We start from the raw sequence: 24,779 nt of genomic DNA, 5'->3' as shown, positions 1-24,779 counted from the left end.
AAACATGATTTCTACAGGTTATAAGCCAGTAAAAAGTAAAGTGCTAGTGATTGATGATAGTGCTTTCAACACAAGTATGTTTCGTAACGTTTCTGCACTGATTGAAGAGCTAAACATGCGCGATGTGATCGTTACACATGCCACGTCTTTTGATGATGGTATCGCTACGGCTTCTTCAGATGCTTCTATCCACGGTGTCTTTTTGAACTGGGAACTGCAAAATGGCGCTGATGACCACGCTGCGGCGAAGCTCATTCTAGATGAACTGTCTAATCGTCATGCCAATATTCCCGTGTTCCTAATGGCAACACACAGCGATAAAGTGAAAACGATCAACGAAGATGTGATGAAGAAAACCACAGAGTTCGTTTGGATGTTACAAGACACTGCTGATTTTATCGCTGGCCGTATGATTGCAGCGGTAACACGTTACCGTGATCAGCTACTTCCTCCATTTGCAGCTGCATTGGCGAAGTACTCACAGCGTAAAGAGCACTCTTGGTCTGCACCTGGTCACCAAGGTGGTATCGCTTTCACTAAGCTACCGGTTGGTCGTGCGTTCTTTGATTTTTATGGTGAAAACCTGTTCCGTACCGATATGGGGATCGAGCGTGGTGAATTGGGTTCACTGCTTGATCACTCTGGTCCTATCGCGGAGAGCGAAAAATACGCAGCTAAAGTCTTTGGCGCTGATCGGTCTTACAACGTGGTAGGTGGTACATCTGAATCAAACCGTACCATTATGCAAGCGTGTATGGTTGAAGATGAAGTTGCGATCTGTGACCGAAACTGTCATAAATCGGTTGAACAAGGACTTATGCTAACAGGTGCTCGCCCAGTATACCTAGTCCCGACCCGTAACCAGTACGGCATTATCGGCCCAGTACCGGCCAGCGATATGTCGGCAGAAAGTATTCAACATAAAGTCAATACAAGCCCATTAACCAAAGACTTAGATAACAAAGACGCGGTTTATTCTGTATTAACGAGCTGTACTTACGACGGCCTGTGCTATAACGCAGAAAAAGCAGAGCACCTACTTGGTCAAAGCTCGCCACGTGTACACATGGATGAGGCATGGTACGGCTATGCGCGTTTCAACCCGATTTACGATAAGCACTTTGCGATGCGTGACGATGCAAAAAGTGATGAAAATGCGCCAACCGTATTTGCGACCCACTCAACGCACAAGTTGTTAGCGGCACTATCGCAAGCATCATACATCCACATGCGTGAAGGTCGTGATTCTATCCCACACGATCGTTTCAACCAGTCATACATGATGCATGCGACGACGTCTCCGCTGTACTCGATTGTTGCGTCAAATGACATTGCCTCAGCAATGATGGACGGCAATGGTGGTAAGTTACTGACCAATGAAGCGATTGAAGAAGCGATTGGTTTCCGTCAAGCGATTGGTCGTGTGCATAAGAAGCATGCTGCTGAAGGCGACTGGTTCTTTAAACCATGGAACGCCGAGGTAGTGACTGATCCTGCGACCGGTGAAACCTTCAACTTTGAAGAAGCGCCGCTCGAACTCTTGTCAACAGAGCAGGGTTGCTGGCGTTTAAACCCTGAAGACAAGTGGCACGGCTTTACAGAGTTAGAAGATAACTGGGTGATGCTTGATCCGGTTAAAGTCAGCCTACTAACTCCAGGGATGGATGAAGATGGAAACTTGCAAGAGTCAGGGGTTCCTGCTGAACTGTTTACTGCTTATGCAGGTCAGTTTGGCATTGTTCCAACACGTACCACAGACTTCCAGGTGATGTTCCTGTTCAGTATTGGTGTCACGCGTGGTAAATGGGCGACATTGGTGAACACTATGCTGGATTTCAAACGCATGTACGATGAGAACACGCCGTTAGAGCAAGCCATTCCAAAATTGGTGAAAGCAAACCCAGAGCGATACGCAGGTCTCGGCTTGAAAGACTTGGGTGACCAAATGTTTGATTTTATCAAGAATGAAGATCCAGGTACTTCACTAAACCGTGCGTACTCATCACTCCCTGAGCCAGTATTCACGCCTCGCGAGACGTTCCAGCGTCTTGTAAAAGATGAGGTAGAGCTTGTACCAGCGGATCAACTACATGGCCGTATTGCGGCGAATGCGGTAATGCCATACCCACCGGGCATTCCAATGATGATGTCAGGTGAGAAGTTTGATGTACAAAACAGCCCTCAGATTGACTACCTAGTTAAACTGGGCGAGTGGGACAGTCGATTCCCTGGCTTTGAGCATGAAGTAGAAGGGGCTGAAATAGAAAATGGCACATACTGTGTGCTGTGTTTGAAATAGTCCATTATAGTCCTTTTACAACGCCCCAATCGCTGAAAGCCAGCTTTTGGGGCGTATTTCACTCACTTTTAGTTAGTTATAACACTTAGCTCAATTAGGACATGAACTAACGTAAGTTGCCCAAATTCGAACACGTTCTTTAAAGAGAGTTTGATCCTACATATGCGATTAACAGTTACTCTGAAATTAAAATTAATATAGGCCTAACTAGATTTACGTAGGTCAAAAAGTAATTATGAGCGGTATTATTTCAATTCAAAGTCATGTTGTTTATGGGCATGCAGGTAACAGTTCTGCTGTATTTCCAATCCAACGTATGGGGTTAGAGGTATGGCCCATTAATACAGTACAATTTTCTAATCACACTCAATACGAACAGGGATGGACTGGACAAAAGTTAAGCTCAGATGATATTCGCACGCTTATTAAAGGTATAGATAACATTGGAAAGTTAGAAGAGTGTAATGCGGTTCTTTCTGGTTATCAAAGCAGTGCTAATCAGTGCAAAGCCGTCGTGGATGCAGTGACGTTGATCAAAGAGCGTAACCACAATGCTATTTATGTTTGTGACCCTGTCATGGGGGACCCTGATAAAGGCTGTATTGTTGAAGCTGGTGTTCAAGAGGAAATCATCCGCTCTTTGGTGCCTGTCGCTGATGTGATTGTTCCAAACCAGTACGAGCTCACAGCGATAACCGGCGTGGAAATAAATACACTGTATGATGCGGTGACCGCATGCAAAAAAGCGTTGGAAATGGGGCCAAAAGCCGTTTTAGTTAAGCACCTTCATACACCGGCATCTGATGAATTCCAAATGATACTTGCGACGCCGAAGGCTTGTTATTTAACGCAAAGGCCGAATATCGAGTTCACGAAGCAACCTGTCGGAGTTGGAGATCTTATCTCAGCCGTTTTCACCGCGTGCTTGATGAAAGGAATGTCCCCAGTAGCCGCATTTCAACATACAAACAACGCAGTTTATGGTGTCTTAGAGGTCACTAAAGATTGCGACACATGGGAACTTCAGACAATCAGTGCTCAATACGAGTTTGTTGAGCCAACGCATGAGTTTAACGTGATCAAAATCGCTTAACATTTTTATACCTAAATATATTTGATAGTAGAGTACTTCCATATATTTAGGTTATGAGCAACACTTGCATCTTTTGCACTAATAAATAAAACTCTTAAATTTTTAATTAAATTGTGAGTTAAGTTTTGGATATGTAGTGCTTTGAGAATTTCATATAGAAATGAAAATATTATAGTTAAGATACTATCTGATATGTAATGCTATTTCTCGAGCAACCATTATATTGGCAGTTCGATTAGTTCAGAGAGTTTCGTAGAATAGAAACATCTGTGAGAATATTTATTACTATCGATTTAGTAGTCCCGAAATAAATTTAAGTAGGTAAATAAATGAATAAGAATTTATTATCACTAGTCTTGTTAACTGCTTCTGCCGGTGTAATGGCGCAAAATGGTGTATCTCTTGACCAACAGAAAATAGATAGTGATATGAGACAACTGCATCATATATATGAAAAAGGTGCAACCTTTATTATGATAGATAAAGATTCAAGGTATGAAATAGTTGAATTTTTTGGGATTTGGGTTGATAGAAACAACTACGTATCACGTAAGGAATCAAAGGTACTGAACTTAGAAGTGGTAAATAAACAATTCGTTTATTCGCATACTGGAGATACTCTTGACTCATTAGAAGAGGGGATTCTCGAACACTTAGATGTGACGTTGCCTAACTACTTTAGTGTTGACGTTTATAGAAATTATCACGGTAACTCAGGTCAATTTAACTATTTAGCGAGAGTTATAGAATATAAGTAATACATAGGGTGGTGTTGACTCAATTGATGGAAGCTCCTAATAGCCCTTACTCTGCTACTTTGAGAGCAGAGTATAGGCTAAAGCAGATGGGTACATCAGAAGTAAAAATCACCAACTGGAATGCACATAATCAAAAGCTCAAAAATAGCGGTTCGCCGACGTATTTCTTCCTTTCATACCTAGTAATGCTCTGACATTAATATCCGCAGTAACTTCACACTCTCTAAATATAGAACGATTGCGTAACTGGCTCCTTTCGCTGAACTTCGTGCGTATCTAGACTATCAAGCGTATAAATTCTTTCCTTACCATTATTACAGAGTCCGATAATCTCATCACAGAAAACTCTACGGGCAATTTTAGCCCTTATTTCATTGTTATGTCGCGAGGGAGTTAGGGAATTGATCCTTATGGCTATGTGTATACTAGAATTACAGTGCCATTTTTGTCACTTCTGCAAGGCTATGCAAATACTAAAATGGTTATAGTGAGATCTTAATTTATTATAATCATAGTCAGAAAATAATAGGTATTGGTGCCTCTTTAACCGATATGTTTTGAAAGCGAGATTTATTAAATACAACGATAGAATGTGGTATTTATATCTATTTTATAAACACCTTATTATAAAAACCTTTTGTGCTAGGCAATGTAGTGGTTTAATGATCCCGGACACCAAATTAGGTGGTAAAGTCTCCACCATAAATGAGGTGTTCCATGACAAAACGACAACGACGTACATTTTCTGCTGAATTCAAAATGGATGCTGCAAGTTTGGTTCTTGACCAAGGATATTCAGTACCTGAAGCAGCACGCTCCATGAATGTGGGTGAAACAGCTTTACGACGGTGGGTCGACCAACTCAAGATTGAGCGTGGTGGTACAACTCCGACGGCCAAGGCCCTTACGCCTGAACAACAAAAAATCCAGGAATTAGAAGCCAGAATTAGTCGGTTAGAAAGAGAGAAAGCCATACTAAAAAAGGCCACCGCTCTCTTAATGTCGGACGAACTCGAACGTTCTCGTTAATTGATCAGTTAAGGGAGCATGAGCCGGTCAAGATGCTTTGCGAACTGTTCAATGTGGCTTCTTCCTGTTACTACGAGTTTAAACAGAGAAAGCCGGATGCTAATCGTATTCGGCTATCAAGCCGAATTAAAGAGCTCTTCAACATGAGCCGAGGTGCTGCTGGCAGTCGTGCCCTTGTATCCATGTTACGTTCAGAAAACATCGACATCGGGCGATTTAAGGTGCGGAAGATAATGCAAGAAGCCGGTCTGATGAGCAAACAGCCAGGCTCGCATCGATATAAGCAGGCCAAATCAGAGCGGCTGGATATCCCGAATCTGCTGAAGCGTGAATTCTCTGTGGTTGCTCCAAATCGAGTGTGGTGCGGCGATATTACTTATATCTGGTCAGGTTCGAAGTGGAGTTATCTCGCCGTGGTACTTGACCTCTTTAGCCGACGCGTTGTGGGGTGGTCTCTATCGGATAAGCCTGATGCCGAATTAGCATCTAAAGCCCTAGATATGGCCTGGGAGCAAAGAGGTCGGCCTCAAAACGTGATGTTCCATTCAGACCAGGGATGCCAGTACAGCAGTCGTAAATTTCGTCAAAGACTTTGGCGATATCGCATAACCCAAAGCATGAGTCGTCGAGGTAACTGTTGGGACAACGCTCCAATGGAGAGGCTATTTAGAAGCCTGAAAACTGAATGGGTACCAGCAACGGGTTACTTGACCCAAACTCAAGCGAAGAAAGATATCAGCTACTATTTGATGGACTACTACAATCGGCAACGGCCTCATCAAGCCAATGATGGGCTGTCTCCAGTCAATGCCGAAAATCGGCTTAAATCTGTGTCCGGAATTTGTTGACCACTACACAAGCTGCTCACTTAAGGTTTATAGCAGGCAATAAAAAAGCCACCTAAATGGTGGCTTAATATCAGAGTAATTCAGTAAATTAAAAATGGTAATCAACTGTTAGGAATACTTGTTGAGAGTTATCCACTTTTGTATTTTTTTCGTCGTAGTCTTGCTCTAGGTAGCGATAAGTTAAATCTGTTGACCAGTTTTCATTGATTTTATAAGTAGCACCTACTTGTCCACCATAAACAAAATCTGTTGAGCTATGGTCGTTAATATCGTTCTTCGCTACGCCGGCTGACGCACCCACAAAAACACTGATGTCTTTGTATACTGGAACCATGTAGTCATAAGAAGCTAGAAAAGAGTGCTGTTCAGATTTATCCATGTAGCCATAAGTCCCCATCACACGATGATGGTCATTGATGATTGCACCACCACGAAGTTGAGTCGTTACGTCTTCACCATTTTGGTCATGAGATAGGTGATCATTTTGGTAACCCACACCCACACCTGCGAACCAGTCGGTGTCAGCGGCGAATACAGGTGATGCGGCCATTGTTGCAAGAATGATAGCTGAAGCTGCTGCGAATTTTTTCATATTATGTCTCCAAAAAGAAATACTATTCCCCGTTAATGGGAGAGTGTTTTTGTTGTCTGAAGGCATAATATTTAAATATGCGACTAACGAACAATCGCATATGTATGATCAAATCCTCACCAAGAGTGTAATGGAGAGTTAGATAATGATTTTAAGTGTAGGTTTAATTCCTTAAGTGATTGATTAAAAGATATTTTCATATAAATGGCGTTTGATATGCATAGTCATTTAACTTCTACTAAGGTGATGAAAATCATTTAGTTTGAAGACATCATTAAGTTAGACCAGTGCAATTTTTAATATCACTCAATAGAAATTTTTTGAATCAACAGAGAACCTAACACGGGCAAGGTAGTGTATAACTCATGTGTTTGATGTTTGATGTTTGAGCATATAGGTTAACGCGTTGAAATTTAATTAAAAGTAGGGTTTTATGCGAGCCTTTGGTCTTTATTCAGGCTCGCAATTTGATAAGTCACTTATACTGATTTTTAATTTTATTCACATAGCGATTTAGTACAGTGAGAATTGACTTCCTAACGTCCATGACCTGTTTAGAGTGAGGGGACCACAACGCAACACCAAACTTGAGTCCTTCTAATATTTGATCTATTTTGAGTTCTTCTATACGGTCGGTAGCATACTCTGATTCAGAAAGAATTTTAGGTAGTAGAGCCCAGCCAAGATCTTCGCCAACCAACTTAATGGCGAGTGCTAGTTGGTCTATTTCTTCGTGCTCTGAACTGAATACAATTTTTTCTTTTAAGTTTTCTTCAACAAAAGTCCGTAATATAAACTGACGCTCCCTAGCTAATACTGAATAAGCCTCTTGAGAGCTAACTTTAGATAACCTCCCTCCTTTTTTAACAAAAGGGACAAACTCCACATGTCCTAGGAATGTTGCATCTAAACTATGAATTGCTTGGCTTTCGTGAATATTGACAATACCGAAATGAATGCTTCCACTAACAATACCATCCTTAATTTCATTCTTATTACGAACAATAAAGTTCACTCTCATCAAGGGAAAATCTTGTGCTAGCTCGGCACGGAGATCGGACAACACTTTATGTGGAATAAAACTTGGGTACGCGATAGTGATGTTTTCTAGGCCTCCATACGAAAGGCTAAGTGCTACCTTATCGAGGATCCGAGCTTGCTCAACAGTCTGCTTTGCATAGTGGTATAACAACTGGCCTTCTTCTGTTGGCTTAACAGAGCGTCCAACACGTTCAAAAAGCGTCACCGCTAACTGGTCTTCCAAATTTGTAATTACCTGACCGACCGTTGTTCTGTGCTTATTGAGTTTAACTGCTGCTTTACTGAATGAAAGCTCATTGTAAACAGCAATAAAAGCCAATAATTGTTCTAAGCTAAAGTTCATAAAGATAGACACCAGAGAAATGTGAGATTTTCAAGATACCATGGTGCATGGATATTTCCCAGTCAGAAAGGTTGATATTGAGCAGCCTTGGATATTAATTAATTGAGTACATTCAACAATGACGTGAATCTTTGCCAAAAGTATTATCCATTCTCCAGCGTTTAAAGATGAAGTGAAGCCATAGAAAACGTAGGAGTCACTGTCACTGCAAGCGAGTCTTTTATTTTGGGCAGACTTGTCCCTATTCGACGAAACATTTTGTAGGAGCGCGTCCTACATAAGCGATTGGTCGAGGGAGCGTTTTTCGATAATGATGACCAAATCCATGCAATTCTTGAAGCGGCGGAAATGAAAATCAAAGAGGGTTTTCAGCCAGAGCGCACCAATCTATTTGGCTTTGGTCACGATAAATAAGTAGGTGGTCCATAAGGTGCAAAACATGCGGCAGATTTAATTGAGACACGCTACGACAAAATAGTGTTTGCAATTGATGAGTCGGCCCCAATTGTGCCGGGCATCTTCCCGTATTCTCTTCCGGTAAACCATATCAGGTTTCTGAAGGGAGTGAACTATACACGCTTGTTTGGGTGAGTGGTGATGTCAAAGTGGATAAAGTTGATACAGAGCAACAGATAATGATTTATCCACATTAATTAACAAATTAGCCTCATATTCACGCTTGAAAACTTTAAATTTTGACTAAGCTTAATCGAGGTGACTATGGGGATACTGTCCTTAAAAGGTTCTGAATCTTTGAGTATGTAAGATTTTATTTGGTGGCGAGTGGAAGTCTATGGATCAAAGCAATTTGGAAATTGAGTTAGCTGAAAGCATTACTTCTGCGATTGTTGGCGACTTGTGGGATAAAGCGAACAAGATATTGGAAACTTACCCAGATTCTCCCATTGTGGTGAATGCAAGCAACTTAACCTTTATAGATATATCGGGCGTCGCGTTTTTATCAGATTTACAAACCCGATTTAGAACTCCTGGTGCTGAAATTACAATCATTGGTCTTAAGCCCAGTTTGGCCGAACTTATACCGCCAGCACCAGTAGAGACCGCGCCTAATAATATGGGCAGAGAAATCAGCTTTTTCGAGCGTGTGGGACACACAACAAAGGAAATGCTTGTTTATGTTGGTTCTGTGGCTCGGTTTATCAAAGAGTGTGTCCTGGTTTTTAAATTAGGAATCAACCGAAGGAAAAATATTAACTGGGCGACGGTCACGAATATAGCGACAAGGGCAGGGGCGGATGCAGTCCCAATCATTTTGTTAATTGGTTTCCTAATGGGCGTCATTATCGCATTTGAAATTGGCTTAGTTGCTCAACAATTTGGAGCCGTTCTGTTTGTGGCTGATGGGATAGGTATCTCTATGTTTAGGGAACTCGGCCCACTTATGACAGCAATCGTCTTTGCAGGTCGAACTGGCGCTGCGTTTGCCGCTGAAATAGGCACTCAAAAAGTGAATGAAGAGATAAACGCGTTGCGTACCTTCGGGATCAGTCCCGTCGAGTTTCTGGTTATACCCCGGATTTATGCTTCTGTTCTTGTCCTGCCACTATTGACGGTACTTGCCAATATTATCGGTGTTCTGGGAGGCGCTCTTGTCTTGCTGAAGTTCGATATCAGTTTTGTTCAGTATTATCACCAACTATTAAACTCACTTTCTGTTTGGGATTTGGCTTTCGGTTTGATTAAGGCCACCACTTTTGGGTTCATTGTCGCCGTCATAGGCTGTGAAAGAGGGCTGGCCACTGGACAAGGTTCTACTTCGGTAGGCTTAGCGGCAACAAGCGCAGTAGTGAGTAGCATCATTTGGATAGTGGTTATTGATGGTTTTTTTACCGTGTTGCTAACTTAAGGAAGCTTGATGAACTCGAAATTAAATAACCAACAAAAAGGTGATGCGGTAGTAGTGGCGGACTTAAAAATGGGATATGGCGAAAATATCCTGTTAGAGAACGCATCCTTTAGAGTCAACAGAGGTGAAATCCTCGTTATCTTAGGTGGCTCAGGTTGCGGTAAATCCAGCTTGATGAAACACATTATCGGTCTCTATGAGCCCATTTCCGGGGATATCTCAATTAACGGTAGGAGCATTGTTCATGCAGGAGAATCCGAGAAGGCATCAATACAACGCGAGCTAGGGGTCATGTATCAAAGTGGCGCTTTGTTTGGATCGTTAAACATACTGGAAAATGTTCGTTTCCCATTGGATGAGTTTACGAATCTCGGCCTTGAAGAAAAAAATAAAATTTCCCGAACATTATTGGAACTTCTGGAGATGGGGCATTCAGCGGAGCTTATGCCGAGCCAGTTATCTGGAGGCATGTTAAAGCGAGCGGGCATTGCCAGAGCTATGGCTATAGGCGCAAATATTTTGATGTTGGATGAGCCTTCTGCCGGGTTGGATCCGATCACGGCCGCCAACTTGGACCAAACCATATTAAATTTAAGAGAGAGTCTGGGATACACATTCATCATAGTGACGCATGAGTTACAAAGTATTTTCTCCATAGCCGATAGGGCAATCATGCTAGATCCGGTATCTAAAAGTATTATTGCAGAGGGACGCCCTAAAGATTTACGAGATGAAAGTAGAGACATGAGAGTTCGCCAGTTTTTCAACCGGCAGCCAGATGCATTAAAAGAAGAGAGTGAGCTAAGTAATGGATGATTCAAAAAGCAGTTATAAATTGGGGCTGTTTGTAGTCTCAGCGTTGGTCTCATTATTTGTCGTTCTGTTCATTTTGGGAGGGCGATCGTTGTTTGAACCCAAGATGATCGTTGAGACCTATTTTGATGCGTCAGTGTCCGGTCTTGAGGTTGGCGCTCCTGTTCGCTATCGCGGAATCACTGCTGGTGAAGTGGTTTCAATAGAATTGTCAGATGTCTTTTACGAATCCTCTGTACCAAGAGAAAACAGGAAGTCCTATGTTGTCGTTCGTAGTGAGATTACAGGGTCAAAGAGGACGCTCGAAGAGTGGAACAAAAGTATTGAAATCTCGGTTGACCGAGGACTTAGAGCGACAACACAGTTAGCCGGTATTACAGGGCAACAGTACTTATCCTTTGACTACACAACCGCAGATGAAGGATTAAGCTTCGACTGGGTCCCTGAATACCCATATGTGCCATCAACAAAAAGCTCTACAGGCAAAATCGTTTCAGGGATACAGGACTTAATTGACCGTCTGGATGAGGCTGATATCAATACACTCGTAAGTAACATCAATACACTTATTGGCACTCTTAACAGCAAGATAGAGCAGGTCGACGCTGAAAGTCTAAATATGCAATTGATAGAGCTGTTGATTAACACTAATCAGATGGTTAAGAACGTGAATGGTGTCGTCTCGGATCCTGAAGTGAAAGCGATCATCTCTTCCGTTGCACAAATCACTAAAAACCTGAATACGTCACTCAATGATGAAGGCGATATCAATAGGTTAATAAAAGACTTGGATCGAGCGGCTGTGAGGTTAGATGTGATTATGGCGGACAACCAGTCAGATGTTAATTATGTCATTAAAGACTTGAGGGTCACTGTCGAGAACTTAAAAAGCTTTTCTGAGACTCTGAAGAATCAACCATCCAGTATCATATTCAGTTCTGAGCCTGAGAAGTTAAAAATTAATTAAGGCAATGAATATCACTAATCCAATTCAAGTGTGGTCAGATATGAATAAAAATAAATACCTTCTACTGATTTTTAGTCTTCTTGTATTATTTGGCTGTAGCATGAGTCAGCCTGTAGAAGCCCCAAAGAACTACGCCATTGTAGCTGATTTTACAGCTAAGACTTATTCGAAAAAATACGAAACGTTACTCATCGATGCCGTGCGTATTGATAGCCCTTTTAATGATACTCAAATGGTATTCCGGCTGTCTGACGTTAGTTTCGAAAGCGACTATTACAACCGCTATATCACTGAGCCGAGTGCTATCATTGAAAATCAAATACCAACCGCGCTTACTCGCTCTGGCGTGGTTGGGAATACCGTTCCCTACAGCGCTGGAGTCGCAAGCAATTTTGTCCTCAAAACTGTGGTGACCAAATTATTTGGCGACTTCAGAAAAGAGCAGGCACCCACAGCCATCATGGAAATACAATTTATTTTAGTGGACAGTACTAGTGTTCGGCCAAGCATCATCTTTGATAAGAAAATATTAAGCAAAGTTGAGTTATCAGAAAAAACACCTGAAGCGCTGGCTAAGGGATTGGGCGTCGCGCTGACCGAAATTTTTGAAGAGTTGGCTGAGGAGCTCAGTCAGGGATAAAACAGAGGAATGTAAATCTATTTGTAATAGATGGAGTCTTCTGAGTCTGCGTACTGGTGAGAGGTGTTTGTGATTAGAAAAAAGGAAATCTACTCGTATATCATTGCATTTATGGTAATGATCGTCACGTCGATTACCGTCTATTTACTCACCAGCGAGGATGACACGGCATATTCCAGAGTGTTCAGTAGTAACAGCTTTATAGAGAAGGAAATCGTATATAACCAAAAGAACTTTTCAAACGCTCATAAACTTGGATTAGAAATTGATAATGTAAAACGAGAAATCGTCAAAATGTCATCGGATTTGGAGAGGCAGAGTCTAGATTACGCCCAACTTGTGGATGAAATGGAGGTGATAAAAAGCAACCTAGATTGGCTGAGTAAAACGACGGCATTCAGTTCGTATACGAGGGAAATGTTGCAAGCGTTACCTCAAAGAATAAACATTGAAAGTCTTCAGGACTATCGCTCACAGGTAAACATTCGAATTTACGAGATTGCCAAGGCCGAAAGGGCGGAGAGTATACTTAACCCTGATAATTCGACCTCATTGGAAAAAGTGGACTTAGAGAAACTTGAGGAGTTAATGTCTTTATATAAGGCACTCTTAACTCAGATAAACACGTTAATTTCTGTTTCTGGTGATTATTCTGTTGCGCTAGAGGAGGCCAGGGTTTTTCTCAAAGAGCGCCAAGTCTGGACCTACAGTAACTCGCCGATTTGGGAAAACATTTTTAACCTCGACACCAAAAAGTTATTTGGTGTGACATCCTTGGTCAGTTCAATTTCACAAAATCTAGACTTAGCGAAGGTTCGACTTTCATCAGTGTATTTCGGTGCGCTCTCACTGATATTGCTCTTTTTAAATTGGTGGTCGAGGTTAAAACTTGATCTTGTCTCATTACGTCAAGAAAAGGTATTTGGCCACCCGTTAAAAGACAGCTTTTCTAACAGCATCATAGTCTTAACGATTACATTCGTCGCGTCTTCAATTCTTCCAGCCTTTTTCTTCACTTGTGTTTGGTTTCTCGATTTCAATTGGGCTCGTCATCCATCGATTTTGTTTGATGAAGCCATGATTGCGAGTTTCGCCCTCTTGTGGAGTGTGGGTTTTCTCTATCATTTGAGCCGAAAGAAAGGAATGCTTGAGTTGCATTTCCGATGGTCAAAGGCAATGTGCCATACGATTCATCATCGAATAAGAGTGATAATGTTTCCTTTACTTGTGATCCTGGTTTTCTTCCATTTTTGCCGTTTATTCGCTCAGGAAGGGGATGCCGAAATCCTACGTATCCTCTATCTTACGATGGTCATTTTTCTTTTTATCCTTTACCGAAGTGCGTTAAATATAGAGGAAGTAAATGCTCATCTGCCCTCGTATTTCCAATCCGGTGTCGGATTCTTTGTTATTTATTATTCAGTACTCGGGTCTTTTTTTGTCGTCATAATGACGGCTATGTTGGGGTTGTATGTCGCATCATGGAAAATACTCGTACTTCAACAACTGAATATATTCGCGCTAATCGGCATATTCTTGATTTATCAGCTCGGTGAACGTTGGTTGATACTTGAGCAGAGGCAGCTGAGCTATCAACGCTTTCTTGCAAAGCGAGAAGAAAAGATCGCGCGCGAAAATGAAGGGCTATCGGAAGAGGCGCCAGCATTTGATGTGGAAGAGCAGGGTTTAGACAAGGAGTCCATCAGCGAGCAGTCAATGACACTATTGAAAGGACTTTGTTTGGTCTTGTTAGTAATTACGCTCTCTGCAATATGGTCAAATCAGTTGGAGCTAACTAACTGGATGGATAATATTCTCTTGTGGCAAGCGACTTCGTCTGCAAGTAGCGGTGCAGAAGCGGTTGATATCACGTTGAAATCTCTTATGTATGCGCTACTCACTTTAGTCATTTCCTTTGTGAGTATTCGTAATATTCCAGGCCTGTTAGAGTTGTTGATTTTACGTAGGATGAACTTATCACCTGGTACTGGCTATACAATTACCACATTACTACGATACATAATTTTGGTGCTTGGTATTGTTATTTCGTTTACGACTATCGGTATTGAGTGGGATCGATTGCAATGGTTAGTCGCAGCGATAGGTGTTGGTTTAGGCTTTGGTCTGCAGGAGATTTTCGCCAACTTTATATCTGGTTTAATACTTCTCTTTGAGAGACCAATAAGGATAGGGGACACAGTTACGATTAATGAGCTTTCGGGAACCGTCAGCAAAATTCAAACCCGTTCAACAACCATAATCGACTGGGACAATAAAGAGATTGTCGTTCCTAACAAAGTGTTTATCACCGATAAGCTTATCAACTGGTCCTTAACTGATTCAGTCACAAGGGTGGTAATTCCTGTTGGCGTAGCCTATGACTCAGATATAGACCTCGTTGAAGACTTACTGTATCGGGCTGTCGAAGACACTCCACTTGTCTTAAGCATTCCGGCACCACAAGTTTATTTCCTGACCTTTGGCGACAGCAGTCTGGAGTTCGAACTTCGGCTCCATATCAACTCAATTGATGATCGTTTGCCGACTCTTCACTTGGTAAACAAAAAAATCAATCAACTGTTCAAAGAGAATAATGTTGAAATCGCTTATCCCCAAATTGATGTGCATATAAGGGGGGATACGTAACATAGAAAACTTGCGTTTTGCACATAGCTAGAGAGTTTAATGTATCTAAGTGATTTTATTTTCAAACAAAATTATTATCGTTTTAACGGAAGCTGCGATCGTGAGGCTCATTATCGTCAACTTGAGACAGCAGGGTAGTGTGAATTTCTTGTCTTAAACTTGCTTTTGTCGAGTAGACGACACCTGTTACCAAGTGTCGTCCCTCTAAGAACCCAGCGTGCAACTTTCACCGCACTAGGCTCAAGCCTTCACGAAGGCACCGATTGGCACCCAGCAACTTATAAAGCAGTGAGAGCAGGTTCATGCCAAGAGTTACGGCATTGCTTCTTTGATTTTCTCTTTGCCAAGTATTCTTGGTATTGAGGATCAAAAGGCGTAGCGGCACTCCTGATTTTGACATGTCTCTCTATTGGCACCTTAGCTATTTGAAACAGATTGAACTGACAATCCATATTCATGATCTTCTGCCAACCGTGAAATTGCCATTGACCTTGACGGTTGATGAAGTATTTAAGCGCGATCCAAGTTCTTGATTTTGTTGGATGACGCCTTTTAGCCCAATGCCATAACGTATGGAATAGCTTGTGACCTACATATCCGAATACCTGTTTAGCCACGCAGTGTCGATAGTAATTCGACCAGCCCCTGAGTTTCGGATTTATCAACTTGATTAAATCGTTAACAGGGATGGTTGCGTGCTTTTTGATGAGTTCGCGCAAGTTGCTCAAGAACAGTAGTGTGTTGGATTTGCTCGGTTTAATGAGCAATTTCCCTTTGTACTTTCTATGGTTAAAACCTAGGAAGTCAAAACCATTACTGATATGAGTAATATGCGTTTTCTCTTCGGATAGTGTTAAGCCTCTTTCTGCTAAGAAATCAGCAATCAACGGTTTGATATCGTTCTCCAGCACTTCCTTTGAAGCACAGGTGACGACGAAATCGTCGGCGTATCCAATAAAGTTGGCTCTAGCACCCTTTTTGAGTGCAGTCGACTTTATGCGCTGCTCAAGTCCTGCAAGCGTCATGAGCATCAAGGTTGGGGATATGACCCCGCCTTGTGGTGTTCCCTCGTCAGTGCGATAGAACAGCCCTTTGTCCATAAAACCAGACTTTAACCATTGTTCCAACATACGTTTATCGATGGCAATGTTATCCATTAGCCATTGATGTCCGATCTTATCGAAACAGGCTTTGATGTCACCCTCAAGAACCCATTGAGCAGATCGTTTCATAGCCAAGCACTTGAAGCACTGCGCTATAGCATCGGCAGTACTGCGGTTTGGCCTAAAACCATAGCTGTTAGGGTCGGCAAATGTTTCTGATACTGGCTCCAGAGCAAGAAGATGAAGCGCTTGTTGCGCTCTATCGACCATGCAGGGGATACCCAGTGGTCTGAGCTTGCCGTTTTTCTTTGGGATGTAGATACGTTTGAGCGGCTTGGCTTGATAAGCTTTTCTGCTCAATTGATTGACTGCTTTCATGCGGCGCGTATCTGTGTTCCAGATAACGCCGTCGATTCCAGGCGTTTTACTGCCTTTGTTTTGTGATACCCGCTTAACAGCAAGAAGTTTTGCCGAACGCGAGTGAGTCAGTATCCACTGCAACGCTTTCGCTTTGCCGTGTTTACCTTCTCGTGTTGCCTTTGCAATACGCATCTGAAGCTTTAAAACATGGGATTCAACGGCTTTCCAATTGATGGATTGCCATTGAGCACTGTCAGGAGAGGCACTAATCTCTTTTGAAATCAACATTTGCGTTTCTCCTTGAATAAAGTTCTTCAAATTATCTTGCAACGGAAGACCAGTCGGAAGTCAGCTCACTTTCGTGATCAGATATGAATCTGTATCTGCATCGTTACAATGCAGCCTTCGCTTTTTCCAACATCCTCTGCCTGCATCACTATCGGTCGCAGAGACTTTCCCAGAGGGAGTGATACAGGTTTACCGTGTTCCGTATGTCGCGCAATGTCAGTGTAGATGCCCGCTATAGTGCGGAGAGTTCAATGATCACGAAAGAGCATGGGGCAATCTCTTTCCGACTCTCATGCCTTTTGGCCACAGCGTATTAAACCACTTCCGCTGATTCATCATATAACGCACCTTATGCGGATTCACTTATGTTCATCATGCTGACTACCTAGCACTCACCCGATTGTGGTTATCAGGAGGGTCGTCTTCTCGCGATTTCGATCCCGATTGGCAAATACCAACCTTCGTTACATTGTCAGAGCCGCTACTTTATTCAGGCTCCTAGGTTCATCTGGTGATACAGATGGTTCACTCGTTTAGCGGTGAACAGCGCTTCATACGACTTCACGTCGCACGCCCCAAAACGATTTGGTTTAAGATTGCCATTAAATTACTTTTAGTTATCCGAAATGTTGCTTAGGAGGGGGGCTCCCAGATTAACGAGCAAAAGTCATAATTATTCTGGGGGACTGTATCGTAGCTGTATATAGGAATACTTGACTAAAGATAATTCTGCAATATCGCTGCGTAAGCGTTCCGTGTATGTTTAAATCGCCTCCCCATAAAAAAGCCCCCATATTAATGGAGGCTCGTTGTTCTTCTTTTTCTTACCAGTTGTAGCGAACTGCGAGGTATCCGAGCAAGTCAAAACCCTTCAGAAGTAAGAAGGCAATGACCATCGTGACGCCTAGACCAACCGCAAAGCTTTTCATTCGGTCTTTTATTGAAATGTACTCGTAATCGTCTGACATGGGTATCTCCGGTTATTTTTCTCTCAAGCCAGTTTGAACGTTGCTTGAAATCGTTTTTTTAGAGTTGATTTACCAACCGTTAGGGTTCTCTAAGTCCATATCCCAATAGTACTTAGCGCAAGTTCTTAATTCCCAGATTGAATTTTTATCAACAGGAGTGCCGTGAGCCTTTTGACACCAACCTCTAGCAAAGAACTCAATAGTTGCAAATGTCATAGCAACTACGACAAACAGTAAAATAATCAAATTGATAAGTTTTGCGATTGGGTGTTTTCGATTAGTGTTTTTTGTCATTGTTTTTTATAAAAAAATCAGAAGGTTATATAATTTAATTATGCAACTAAATATCTTTTAATACAAGATTCAAAACAGCAAGATATTGTTTTGTACGGTTTTTTTGCTATGAAGGCTGCCTCGAAGTTGATTATAGGTAGTTGCAGGAAATTATATATTCAACGTCTGCCTGAGCTTTAACCGGTTCAGAGCGTTGGGTGCCAAAAACCATAAGTTTAATGAAAATATCAATAATGGAATAAAATTAGAGTAGAGGCGTTGGAGTTACCGTGGTGGCACTATCATGCCTGCCTTATCTCCTTTTTGACAAGCCTCATGTAGGCTGGTTGTATGGTTGTACTACTAGAAGTAATCCGAAAAGTCAGAATGCTCTATCGGTCGTAACTCGGAACTGTCCAGAAGCTTGCTAGAGATTGATCAGACTTTATTGTCATTTCCACAGTGATTCTGGTAGCAATGCTCCTTAAAAATGATCAAACTTTAGCTTTTTATAGCCTACGAATCGCTTGAAAAGGCACGTTTCCGATCAAAGTTTATTGTCCTCCGACAAACGTTGTTGGTCTGTTCCTGAATGGAAGTGGTAGAAATTGCCTTGGATCACCAGAAACAATATGGATCTCGCAAGAAGTGGAAAGAGGCCGCCGATTACAGCTGCCTCATAGGCTACTGACTTCGTTGCCGAATTTAGTTTAAGAGTAATGGTATCTAAATAGCCTGTTTCTAAGCAATATACTGAGTTTCGAGCATACCTAGCCTTGTAAGCTTTTTAACACGTTAATCGTGACGTCCCCACAACTTGTGCGTTGTAACTACGAAGAGTCAGCGGTGCTCCGAGTAGTTGCTTCAAACGACACTTGGCAGTTTCAGACAGTTAATCTTAGTGGTAACGATTACAATATTCGTGGCGACTTTTGGATGCTATGTAAGTTATATTTTGTCATTTGCGTGTGATTACTGTTAGATTTTCGTGAATTAGCCAGATTGCGCCCGCTTTTTCTACAAAAAACTTAAAATGTTTCTTTTTATTTAATGGAAACGTTTACACTAATTTGAGTTTGATCACGGAACTGAATCGGTGTTGGTTGATAGACTTTTAACCATTGAAGAATTGGGCGTATCGACTTGGTGTGAATAACGCTGGCTCAGTGAGCATCAGGTCCGGTAACGAGCAGGAAGCAGCAACAGCGGAGAAGCAAAAGTGAGAGTACTTGTCACAGGTGGTATGGGTTACATCGGCAGTCACACATGCGTTCAGATGATTGAGGCGGGCATGGAGCCCATCATTGTCGATAACTTGTGTAACGCCAAAACAGAAGTATTGAGCCGTATTGAAGCGCTAACTGGCAAACAGCCAACTTTTTATCAAGGCGATATTCGTGATGAAGCGTTTTTGGATTCGGTATTCGCTGAGCATGATATCCAAGCGGTCATTCACTTTGCAGGTCTGAAAGCGGTAGGTGAGTCAGTTGTCAAGCCATTGGAATATTACGATAACAATGTCAATGGCTCATTGGTGTTGGCGCGTAGTATGCGTAAAGCGGGTGTGAAGAGCATCGTATTTAGTTCCTCAGCAACCGTCTACGGCGATCCAGAAATCGTTCCGATTACAGAAGACTCACCAACAGGTGCAACCACTAACCCATACGGTAGTAGTAAACACATGGTGGAAGCGTGTTTGAGTGATTTGTTCAATGCTGAAAGCGATTGGAGCATCACTTTGCTGCGCTACTTTAATCCTGTTGGTGCGCATCCATCAGGCACCATGGGCGAAGACCCGCAAGGCATTCCAAACAACTTGATGCCGTTTATTGCACAAGTCGCGGTTGGTCGTCGTGAAAAGCTCTCCGTATTTGGTAACGACTACCCAACGCCGGACGGTACAGGTGTGCGTGATTACGTCCATGTAATGGACCTGGCTGATGGCCACATTGCGGCACTGAAAGCTGTGGGGCAGAAAGCGGGCTTGCACATATACAACCTAGGGACAGGTAAAGGTTCTAGCGTACTTGAAATGGTGGAAGCTTTCGGTGCCGCCTGCGGTAAACCTGTGCCTTACGAATTGTGCCCGCGTCGTCCGGGTGATATCGCCGAATGTTGGGCGAGCACGGACAAGGCAGAGCGCGAGCTTGGTTGGAAAGCAACACGCAGCGTTGCTGAAATGACGGCCGATACTTGGAATTGGCAATCTAACAACCCACAAGGTTACTAATTTTCATCCGGTGCAGTGCGCCGGACTAGTAAGAAGAATAAGTTGAGTAAGTAAAATGTCGAACGTTGAATTTAACCCAGTGGATCACCCACACCGCCGTTACAACCCACTAACGGGTCAATGGATTTTAGTTTCACCACACCGTGCAAAACGTCCTTGGAGTGGGGCGGATGAGAAAGCGGCGATTGATGAGTTACCAAGCTACGATGAGAAGTGTTTCCTGTGTCCGACAAATGAGCGTATCTCTGGCGATGCTAACCCAGATTATCAGGGCACGTACGTGTTTAATAACGACTTCGCTGCTCTGATGGTGGATTCACCAGATGCGCCAGAATCAGACAACCCACTATTCAAAACCCAAGGTGTACGCGGTTTGAGCCGAGTGATTTGTTTCTCTCCTGACCACAGCAAAACCTTACCTGAACTACCGGTAGACAAAATCCGTGGCGTGATTGATACGTGGAATGAGCAAATTGAAGAGCTAGGTAAAGAGTATGTTTGGGTCCAAGCGTTTGAGAATAAGGGTGAAACCATGGGCTGTTCTCAGCCTCACCCACATGGTCAAATCTGGGCGAACAGCTTCTTACCAAACGAGATTGAACGTAAAGAGCAAAACCTAAAGGCTTACTACCAGGAACACGGTAGCAACCTGCTGGTGGATTACGTTCAAGCTGAGCTAAAAGATGGCTCCCGTATCGTCGTTGAAACCGAACATTGGGTTGCGGTTGTCCCGTACTGGGCGGCGTGGCCATTCGAAACCATGCTGCTACCGAAAACACACATTCGCCGTATGAGCGAGTTAAGTAATGAGCAGCGTGACGATCTTGCTGTTGCTATCAAAAAGCTGACCAGCCGTTATGACAATCTATTCCAATGTTCTTTCCCTTACTCAATGGGCTGGCACTACGCCCCTTTCTTCGAACAGGGCACAGACATCGACCATTGGCAGCTTCACGCATTGTTCTACCCGCCACTTTTACGCAGCGCGACAGTTCGTAAGTTTATGGTGGGTTACGAAATGCTGGCCGAAAGTCAACGCGACTTAACCGCAGAGCAAGCGGCACAGCGTCTGCGTGATCTCAGTGACTTGCACTACAAAGAACAATAAGCCCTCAAATTTAGGCTGATAACGAACAACGGGATGGCGCGACGATATAGATAAAAAGTTAGGTTCAGCGCGTTATCCCAACATTAACTTTAAGTTTTAAGAGTACGTCCTATGTCTGATTTAATCCAAAATGTGAAAGCGTCTTTTGAGAACGTGTTGGGCTATGCGCCAAGCCACATTATCCAAGCACCTGGTCGTGTAAACCTGATTGGTGAACACACCGACTACAACGATGGTTTTGTACTGCCATGTGCGATCAACTACCAAACGGTTGTTGCAGCGGCAAAGCGTGACGACAACCTAGTACGCGTAATATCGGTTGATTACGCCAACGCGATTGATGAATTCGATATCACTCAAGAAATCACATTCCAAGAAGACAAAATGTGGGCAAACTACATTCGCGGTGTCGTGAAGTGTCTGTTGGCTCGTGGCTACCAGTTTACCGGTGCTGATATCTCTGTCAGCGGCAATGTTCCTCAAGGTGCGGGGTTGAGCTCATCAGCGGCACTGGAAGTCGTGATTGGTCAGACGTTCAAAGTGCTCTTCAACCTGGAAATAAGCCAGTCGGAAATCGCATTAAATGGTCAGCAAGCCGAGAACGAATTTGTTGGTTGTAACTGCGGCATCATGGATCAAATGATTTCGGCAGAAGGCCGTGAAAACCACGCCATGTTATTGGACTGCCGCAGCCTGGAAACACAAGCGGTTTCTATGCCTGAGGACATGGCAGTCGTGATCATTAACTCGAATAAAAAACGTGGTCTGGTTGACAGCGAATACAACACTCGTCGTGAACAGTGTGAAGAAGCGGCACGAATCTTTGGTGTTAAAGCTCTACGCGATGTCACCATTGAGCAGTTCAACGAGAAAGTTTCTGAGTTGGATGAATTGGTGGCAAAACGTGCGCGTCACGTGATCACTGAAAACGATCGCACAGTCGAAGCGGCAAAAGCGCTCCGTTCGCATGATATTAAACGAATGAGTGAACTGATGGCTCAGTCTCATGCATCAATGCGTGATGATTTCGAAATTACCGTCAAAGAAATCGACCTCCTAGTTGAGATGGTGAAAGAGGTGATTGGCGAAGAAGGAGGTGTGCGCATGACCGGCGGTGGCTTCGGTGGTTGTATTGTGACGTTGGTTCCACCTGCATTAGTGGATGAAGTGAAATCGACGGTAGAAGCTAAATATGAAGCTGCGACAGGTTTAACAGCGTCGATTTATGTTTGTAAAGCCCAGGATGGCGCAGGTCTGATCGAAGCGTTGTAAGGGCAGGCGATGAAAGAATATTTTGAACAATTAGAACAAGCGATGATGCAAACGCCATCGTTTGACGGTCAAGCGGCGAATCTGCTCCAGCTTACTAATGCAAATGGTATGACGGCATCGTTTATGGATATTGGTGCGACTTGGTTGAGTTGCACGCTGCCGTTAGATGGTGAACACCGTGAAGTGCTATTGCGCTCGCCAAATATGGCAGAACACATGAAGCAAGACGCCTATTTTGGTGCCATCGTCGGTCGTTTTGCCAACCGTATTGCAAACGGTCAATTTGCGATCGATGGAGAGCATTATCAACTTGGTGTTAACAATGGTGAAAACTCGCTCCACGGTGGCTTAGATGGGTTCGATAAACGCCGCTGGAAGATTGCCGAACAAAGTGATCGACAAGTTGTTTTTACGCTTCGATCGCCTGATGGTGACCAAGGTTATCCTGGCAATCTCGATGTCAAAGTCACATACACGTTAACCGACGAGAATGAACTCGTTATTGCCTATGAAGCGAATACCGATAAAACCTCTCCGGTGAATTTAACTAACCACGCTTACTTTAACTTGGCGGGCGAGGCGAGCAACGCGAAAAGTTTGGACCATACGTTGCAGCTTAGTGCAGAGCATTACTTGCCAACGGATGCGGGTTTAATTCCTACGGGTGAACAAAAACCTGTCTCTGGTACCAGTTTTGATTTCACTGAGCCAAAACTTATTGGCCAGGCATTTCTTAGCGAGCAGGATCAGAAAAACGCTGGTGGCTACGATCACGCCTTTGTGTTCAAGCCTAAAGTGACCGATTGTGTGTCTGTTGCCGCGGTTCTTATTGCACCCAAAGAAGATGTGGTGATGAAGGTCAAAACCACTAAACCAGCCATACAGTTCTATTCTGGAAACTTTTTAGCAGGTGTGCCGGGCGCAAGCAAAACTTACGCGCTTTATGACGGCCTTGCCTTGGAAACGCAATACTTTCCTGATGGACCAAATAAACCAGAATGGGGACTCAACAAGGGGACGTTGAGCTCAGGGGATTGCTATCAGCATCGAACCGTGTATCAGTTTGAATTTTAGATAGCATTTTTGGTGGGCTTTATGCCCACCTTTTTTTGATTCGTAGCCAATTAGATATAGACAATCAACAACGCTCAACAGAATTTCTGCGCACTAATGTTGGGCTGAAAATAATAGTTTCATCTTCAACCTGTTCATCACGTGACAGTGCTAAAGCTAAGCGGGCAGCACGTTCAGCCATCATCTCGATTGGATAACGAACTGTTGTGAGGCGAGGATGAACAAAGCGTGCAATTAAGCCATCATCAAACCCCACCATCGATATCTTACTGGGTACTTCAATGCCGTTTTGATCTAATGCTGACAACGCACCCGCTGCCATATAGTCGTTGTAGGCGACAACGCCAGTCATCTCCAAAGATTTGGTTAACAGATTCGTCATCGCAACTTCACCGCCATCACTGTTTGGCTCACCGTACTCGATATAATTTTTTGATAGCTCAATGCCATGTTCTTTTAGTGCATCCAGATAACCTTGCAGGCGTTCATCGGTATCTTCAATATCCTGAGCAGAGGTGATACAAGCTATTTTTCGATGCCCGTGACGAATCAAATATTCCGTTGCTAAGAATGCGCCTTTGCGGTTATCAAGGGAAATACAACGACTGGCTAACTCGGGAATATGCCGATTGATCAGCACCATGCCTTTTACCTCTTTGGCGTAACCAATCAGTTCTTTATCAGACAGTCCTTTGGAGTGGATGACGATTGCATCACAACGACTATTGATTAGCAATTCCAGGGCTTGGCGCTCATCTTCAGGATTGTGGTAACCGTTACCAATAAGGATATGTTTGCCATTTTCACGCGCGACGTTATCGACTGATTTGACCAGTGTGCCGAAGAATGGGTCGGACACATCACTGACTAACACACCCATCGTATCAGTGCTTTGGCTTACCAGTGCACGGGCTGCTGCATTGGGTCGGTAGCCTAACTTGCCCATCGCTTTGGTCACTGCATCGATTGATGATTGACTTGCTTTAGGTGACTTGTTTAACACACGTGAAACGGTTGCGACCGAAACTCGTGCTTCTTTCGCCACATCCTTAATCGTTGCCATATAGAACCTTTAGTGGTTAAAAATTTTAACTGGAAGTATGAAACCCCGTTATGTAACAACTTAAATTAACCAGTAGGTTTGGGTTGTAAGCTTTGGATTTTATC

The 24,779-nt window shown here is 43.2% G+C and carries 18 protein-coding genes and 2 pseudogenes; 14 read left to right on the top strand and 6 right to left on the bottom strand.

From position 1 onward, the window contains the following. The first annotated feature begins 4 nt into the window (after positions 1 to 4). From adiA to VEJY3_RS22760, 4 genes are all read left to right on the top strand, one after another. Positions 5 to 2,299 (top strand): arginine decarboxylase, encoded by a 2,295-nt coding sequence (adiA, locus tag VEJY3_RS22780; RefSeq protein ID WP_014234789.1) that lies wholly within the window; start codon positions 5 to 7, stop codon positions 2,297 to 2,299. A gap of 235 nt (positions 2,300 to 2,534) precedes the next feature. Next, positions 2,535 to 3,392, top strand: coding sequence for a pyridoxal kinase PdxY (gene pdxY / locus VEJY3_RS22775; protein ID WP_014234788.1), 858 nt, complete (start codon positions 2,535 to 2,537; stop codon positions 3,390 to 3,392). Between the two features lie 329 nt (positions 3,393 to 3,721). Next, positions 3,722 to 4,150, top strand: coding sequence for a hypothetical protein (locus VEJY3_RS22770; protein WP_014234787.1), 429 nt, complete (start codon positions 3,722 to 3,724; stop codon positions 4,148 to 4,150). Positions 4,151 to 4,867: 717 nt separating this feature from the next. After that, positions 4,868 to 6,027, top strand: a protein-coding gene (locus VEJY3_RS22760) for an IS3 family transposase (protein ID WP_086027224.1) whose coding sequence is annotated in 2 segments (ribosomal slippage) — positions 4,868 to 5,126 and positions 5,126 to 6,027 — 1,161 coding nt in all. Because the reading frame shifts where the segments join, the coding sequence is not laid out codon by codon here. Between the two features lie 88 nt (positions 6,028 to 6,115). Here VEJY3_RS22760 and VEJY3_RS22755 read toward each other — a convergent pair. Beyond that, positions 6,116 to 6,619: a porin family protein gene (locus tag VEJY3_RS22755; RefSeq protein ID WP_014234784.1), complete on the bottom strand. Its 504-nt coding sequence runs from the start codon at positions 6,617 to 6,619 to the stop codon at positions 6,116 to 6,118. Between the two features lie 475 nt (positions 6,620 to 7,094). After that, the gene (locus VEJY3_RS22750) at positions 7,095 to 8,003 is read right to left on the bottom strand and encodes a LysR family transcriptional regulator (protein ID WP_014234783.1); all 909 of its coding nucleotides are present in this window, start codon (positions 8,001 to 8,003) and stop codon (positions 7,095 to 7,097) included. 324 nt (positions 8,004 to 8,327) lie between these two features. Between VEJY3_RS22750 and VEJY3_RS26155 the strand changes: the two are divergent. From VEJY3_RS26155 to VEJY3_RS22725, 6 genes and pseudogenes are all read left to right on the top strand, one after another. Beyond that, positions 8,328 to 8,528, top strand: a pseudogene (locus VEJY3_RS26155) (peptidase M20); the annotation flags it as partial. A gap of 283 nt (positions 8,529 to 8,811) precedes the next feature. Then, positions 8,812 to 9,870, top strand: a complete 1,059-nt coding sequence (locus VEJY3_RS22745; protein WP_237708188.1) for an MlaE family lipid ABC transporter permease subunit — start codon at positions 8,812 to 8,814, stop codon at positions 9,868 to 9,870. A 9-nt stretch (positions 9,871 to 9,879) separates the two neighbouring features. Next, entirely contained in the window at positions 9,880 to 10,686 is an 807-nt protein-coding gene (locus tag VEJY3_RS22740; RefSeq protein WP_014234780.1) for an ABC transporter ATP-binding protein, read from the top strand. After that, positions 10,679 to 11,650 (top strand): MlaD family protein, encoded by a 972-nt coding sequence (locus tag VEJY3_RS22735; protein ID WP_014234779.1) that lies wholly within the window; start codon positions 10,679 to 10,681, stop codon positions 11,648 to 11,650. The genes VEJY3_RS22740 and VEJY3_RS22735 overlap by 8 nt, the downstream gene beginning before the upstream one ends. 40 nt (positions 11,651 to 11,690) lie before the next feature. Next, positions 11,691 to 12,290, top strand: coding sequence for a hypothetical protein (locus VEJY3_RS22730; protein ID WP_041170505.1), 600 nt, complete (start codon positions 11,691 to 11,693; stop codon positions 12,288 to 12,290). 69 nt (positions 12,291 to 12,359) lie between these two features. Beyond that, entirely contained in the window at positions 12,360 to 14,936 is a 2,577-nt protein-coding gene (locus VEJY3_RS22725; protein ID WP_014234777.1) for a mechanosensitive ion channel domain-containing protein, read from the top strand. A gap of 278 nt (positions 14,937 to 15,214) precedes the next feature. On the opposite strand, the gene ltrA is transcribed toward VEJY3_RS22725, so the two are convergent. The 3 genes and pseudogenes from ltrA to VEJY3_RS26050 all read right to left on the bottom strand — a co-directional run. Further along, positions 15,215 to 16,687 carry a group II intron reverse transcriptase/maturase gene (ltrA, locus tag VEJY3_RS22720; RefSeq protein ID WP_014234776.1) on the bottom strand — a complete coding sequence of 491 codons (1,473 nt, stop codon included), beginning with the start codon at positions 16,685 to 16,687 and terminating at the stop codon, positions 15,215 to 15,217. Between the two features lie 824 nt (positions 16,688 to 17,511). Further along, positions 17,512 to 17,655: a hypothetical protein gene (locus VEJY3_RS25760; protein ID WP_158308265.1), complete on the bottom strand. Its 144-nt coding sequence runs from the start codon at positions 17,653 to 17,655 to the stop codon at positions 17,512 to 17,514. Between the two features lie 1,014 nt (positions 17,656 to 18,669). Then, positions 18,670 to 18,820 (bottom strand): annotated as a pseudogene (locus VEJY3_RS26050) (IS5/IS1182 family transposase); the annotation flags it as partial. A gap of 327 nt (positions 18,821 to 19,147) precedes the next feature. Here VEJY3_RS26050 and galE point away from each other — a divergent pair. From galE to galM, 4 genes are all read left to right on the top strand, one after another. Continuing rightward, positions 19,148 to 20,158, top strand: coding sequence for a UDP-glucose 4-epimerase GalE (gene galE, locus VEJY3_RS22715; protein WP_014234774.1), 1,011 nt, complete (start codon positions 19,148 to 19,150; stop codon positions 20,156 to 20,158). Positions 20,159 to 20,213: 55 nt separating this feature from the next. Next, positions 20,214 to 21,266, top strand: coding sequence for a UDP-glucose--hexose-1-phosphate uridylyltransferase (locus VEJY3_RS22710; RefSeq protein WP_014234773.1), 1,053 nt, complete (start codon positions 20,214 to 20,216; stop codon positions 21,264 to 21,266). 111 nt (positions 21,267 to 21,377) lie between these two features. After that, entirely contained in the window at positions 21,378 to 22,538 is a 1,161-nt protein-coding gene (gene galK, locus VEJY3_RS22705; protein ID WP_041170432.1) for a galactokinase, read from the top strand. A gap of 9 nt (positions 22,539 to 22,547) precedes the next feature. Further along, positions 22,548 to 23,612 carry a galactose-1-epimerase gene (gene galM, locus VEJY3_RS22700; RefSeq protein WP_014234772.1) on the top strand — a complete coding sequence of 355 codons (1,065 nt, stop codon included), beginning with the start codon at positions 22,548 to 22,550 and terminating at the stop codon, positions 23,610 to 23,612. Positions 23,613 to 23,676: 64 nt separating this feature from the next. Here the strand turns inward: galM and VEJY3_RS22695 are convergent, their stop codons facing one another. After that, a complete protein-coding gene (locus tag VEJY3_RS22695) occupies positions 23,677 to 24,675 on the bottom strand; it encodes a substrate-binding domain-containing protein (RefSeq protein WP_014234771.1) in 999 nt (332 codons plus the stop codon). Between the last annotated feature and the right edge of the window lie 104 nt (positions 24,676 to 24,779).

The sequence above is a fragment of the Vibrio sp. EJY3 genome, assembly GCF_000241385.1.
In the GTDB taxonomy this organism is placed as follows: domain Bacteria; phylum Pseudomonadota; class Gammaproteobacteria; order Enterobacterales; family Vibrionaceae; genus Vibrio; species Vibrio natriegens.
This window is presented reverse-complemented; position numbering and strand designations above follow the sequence as displayed.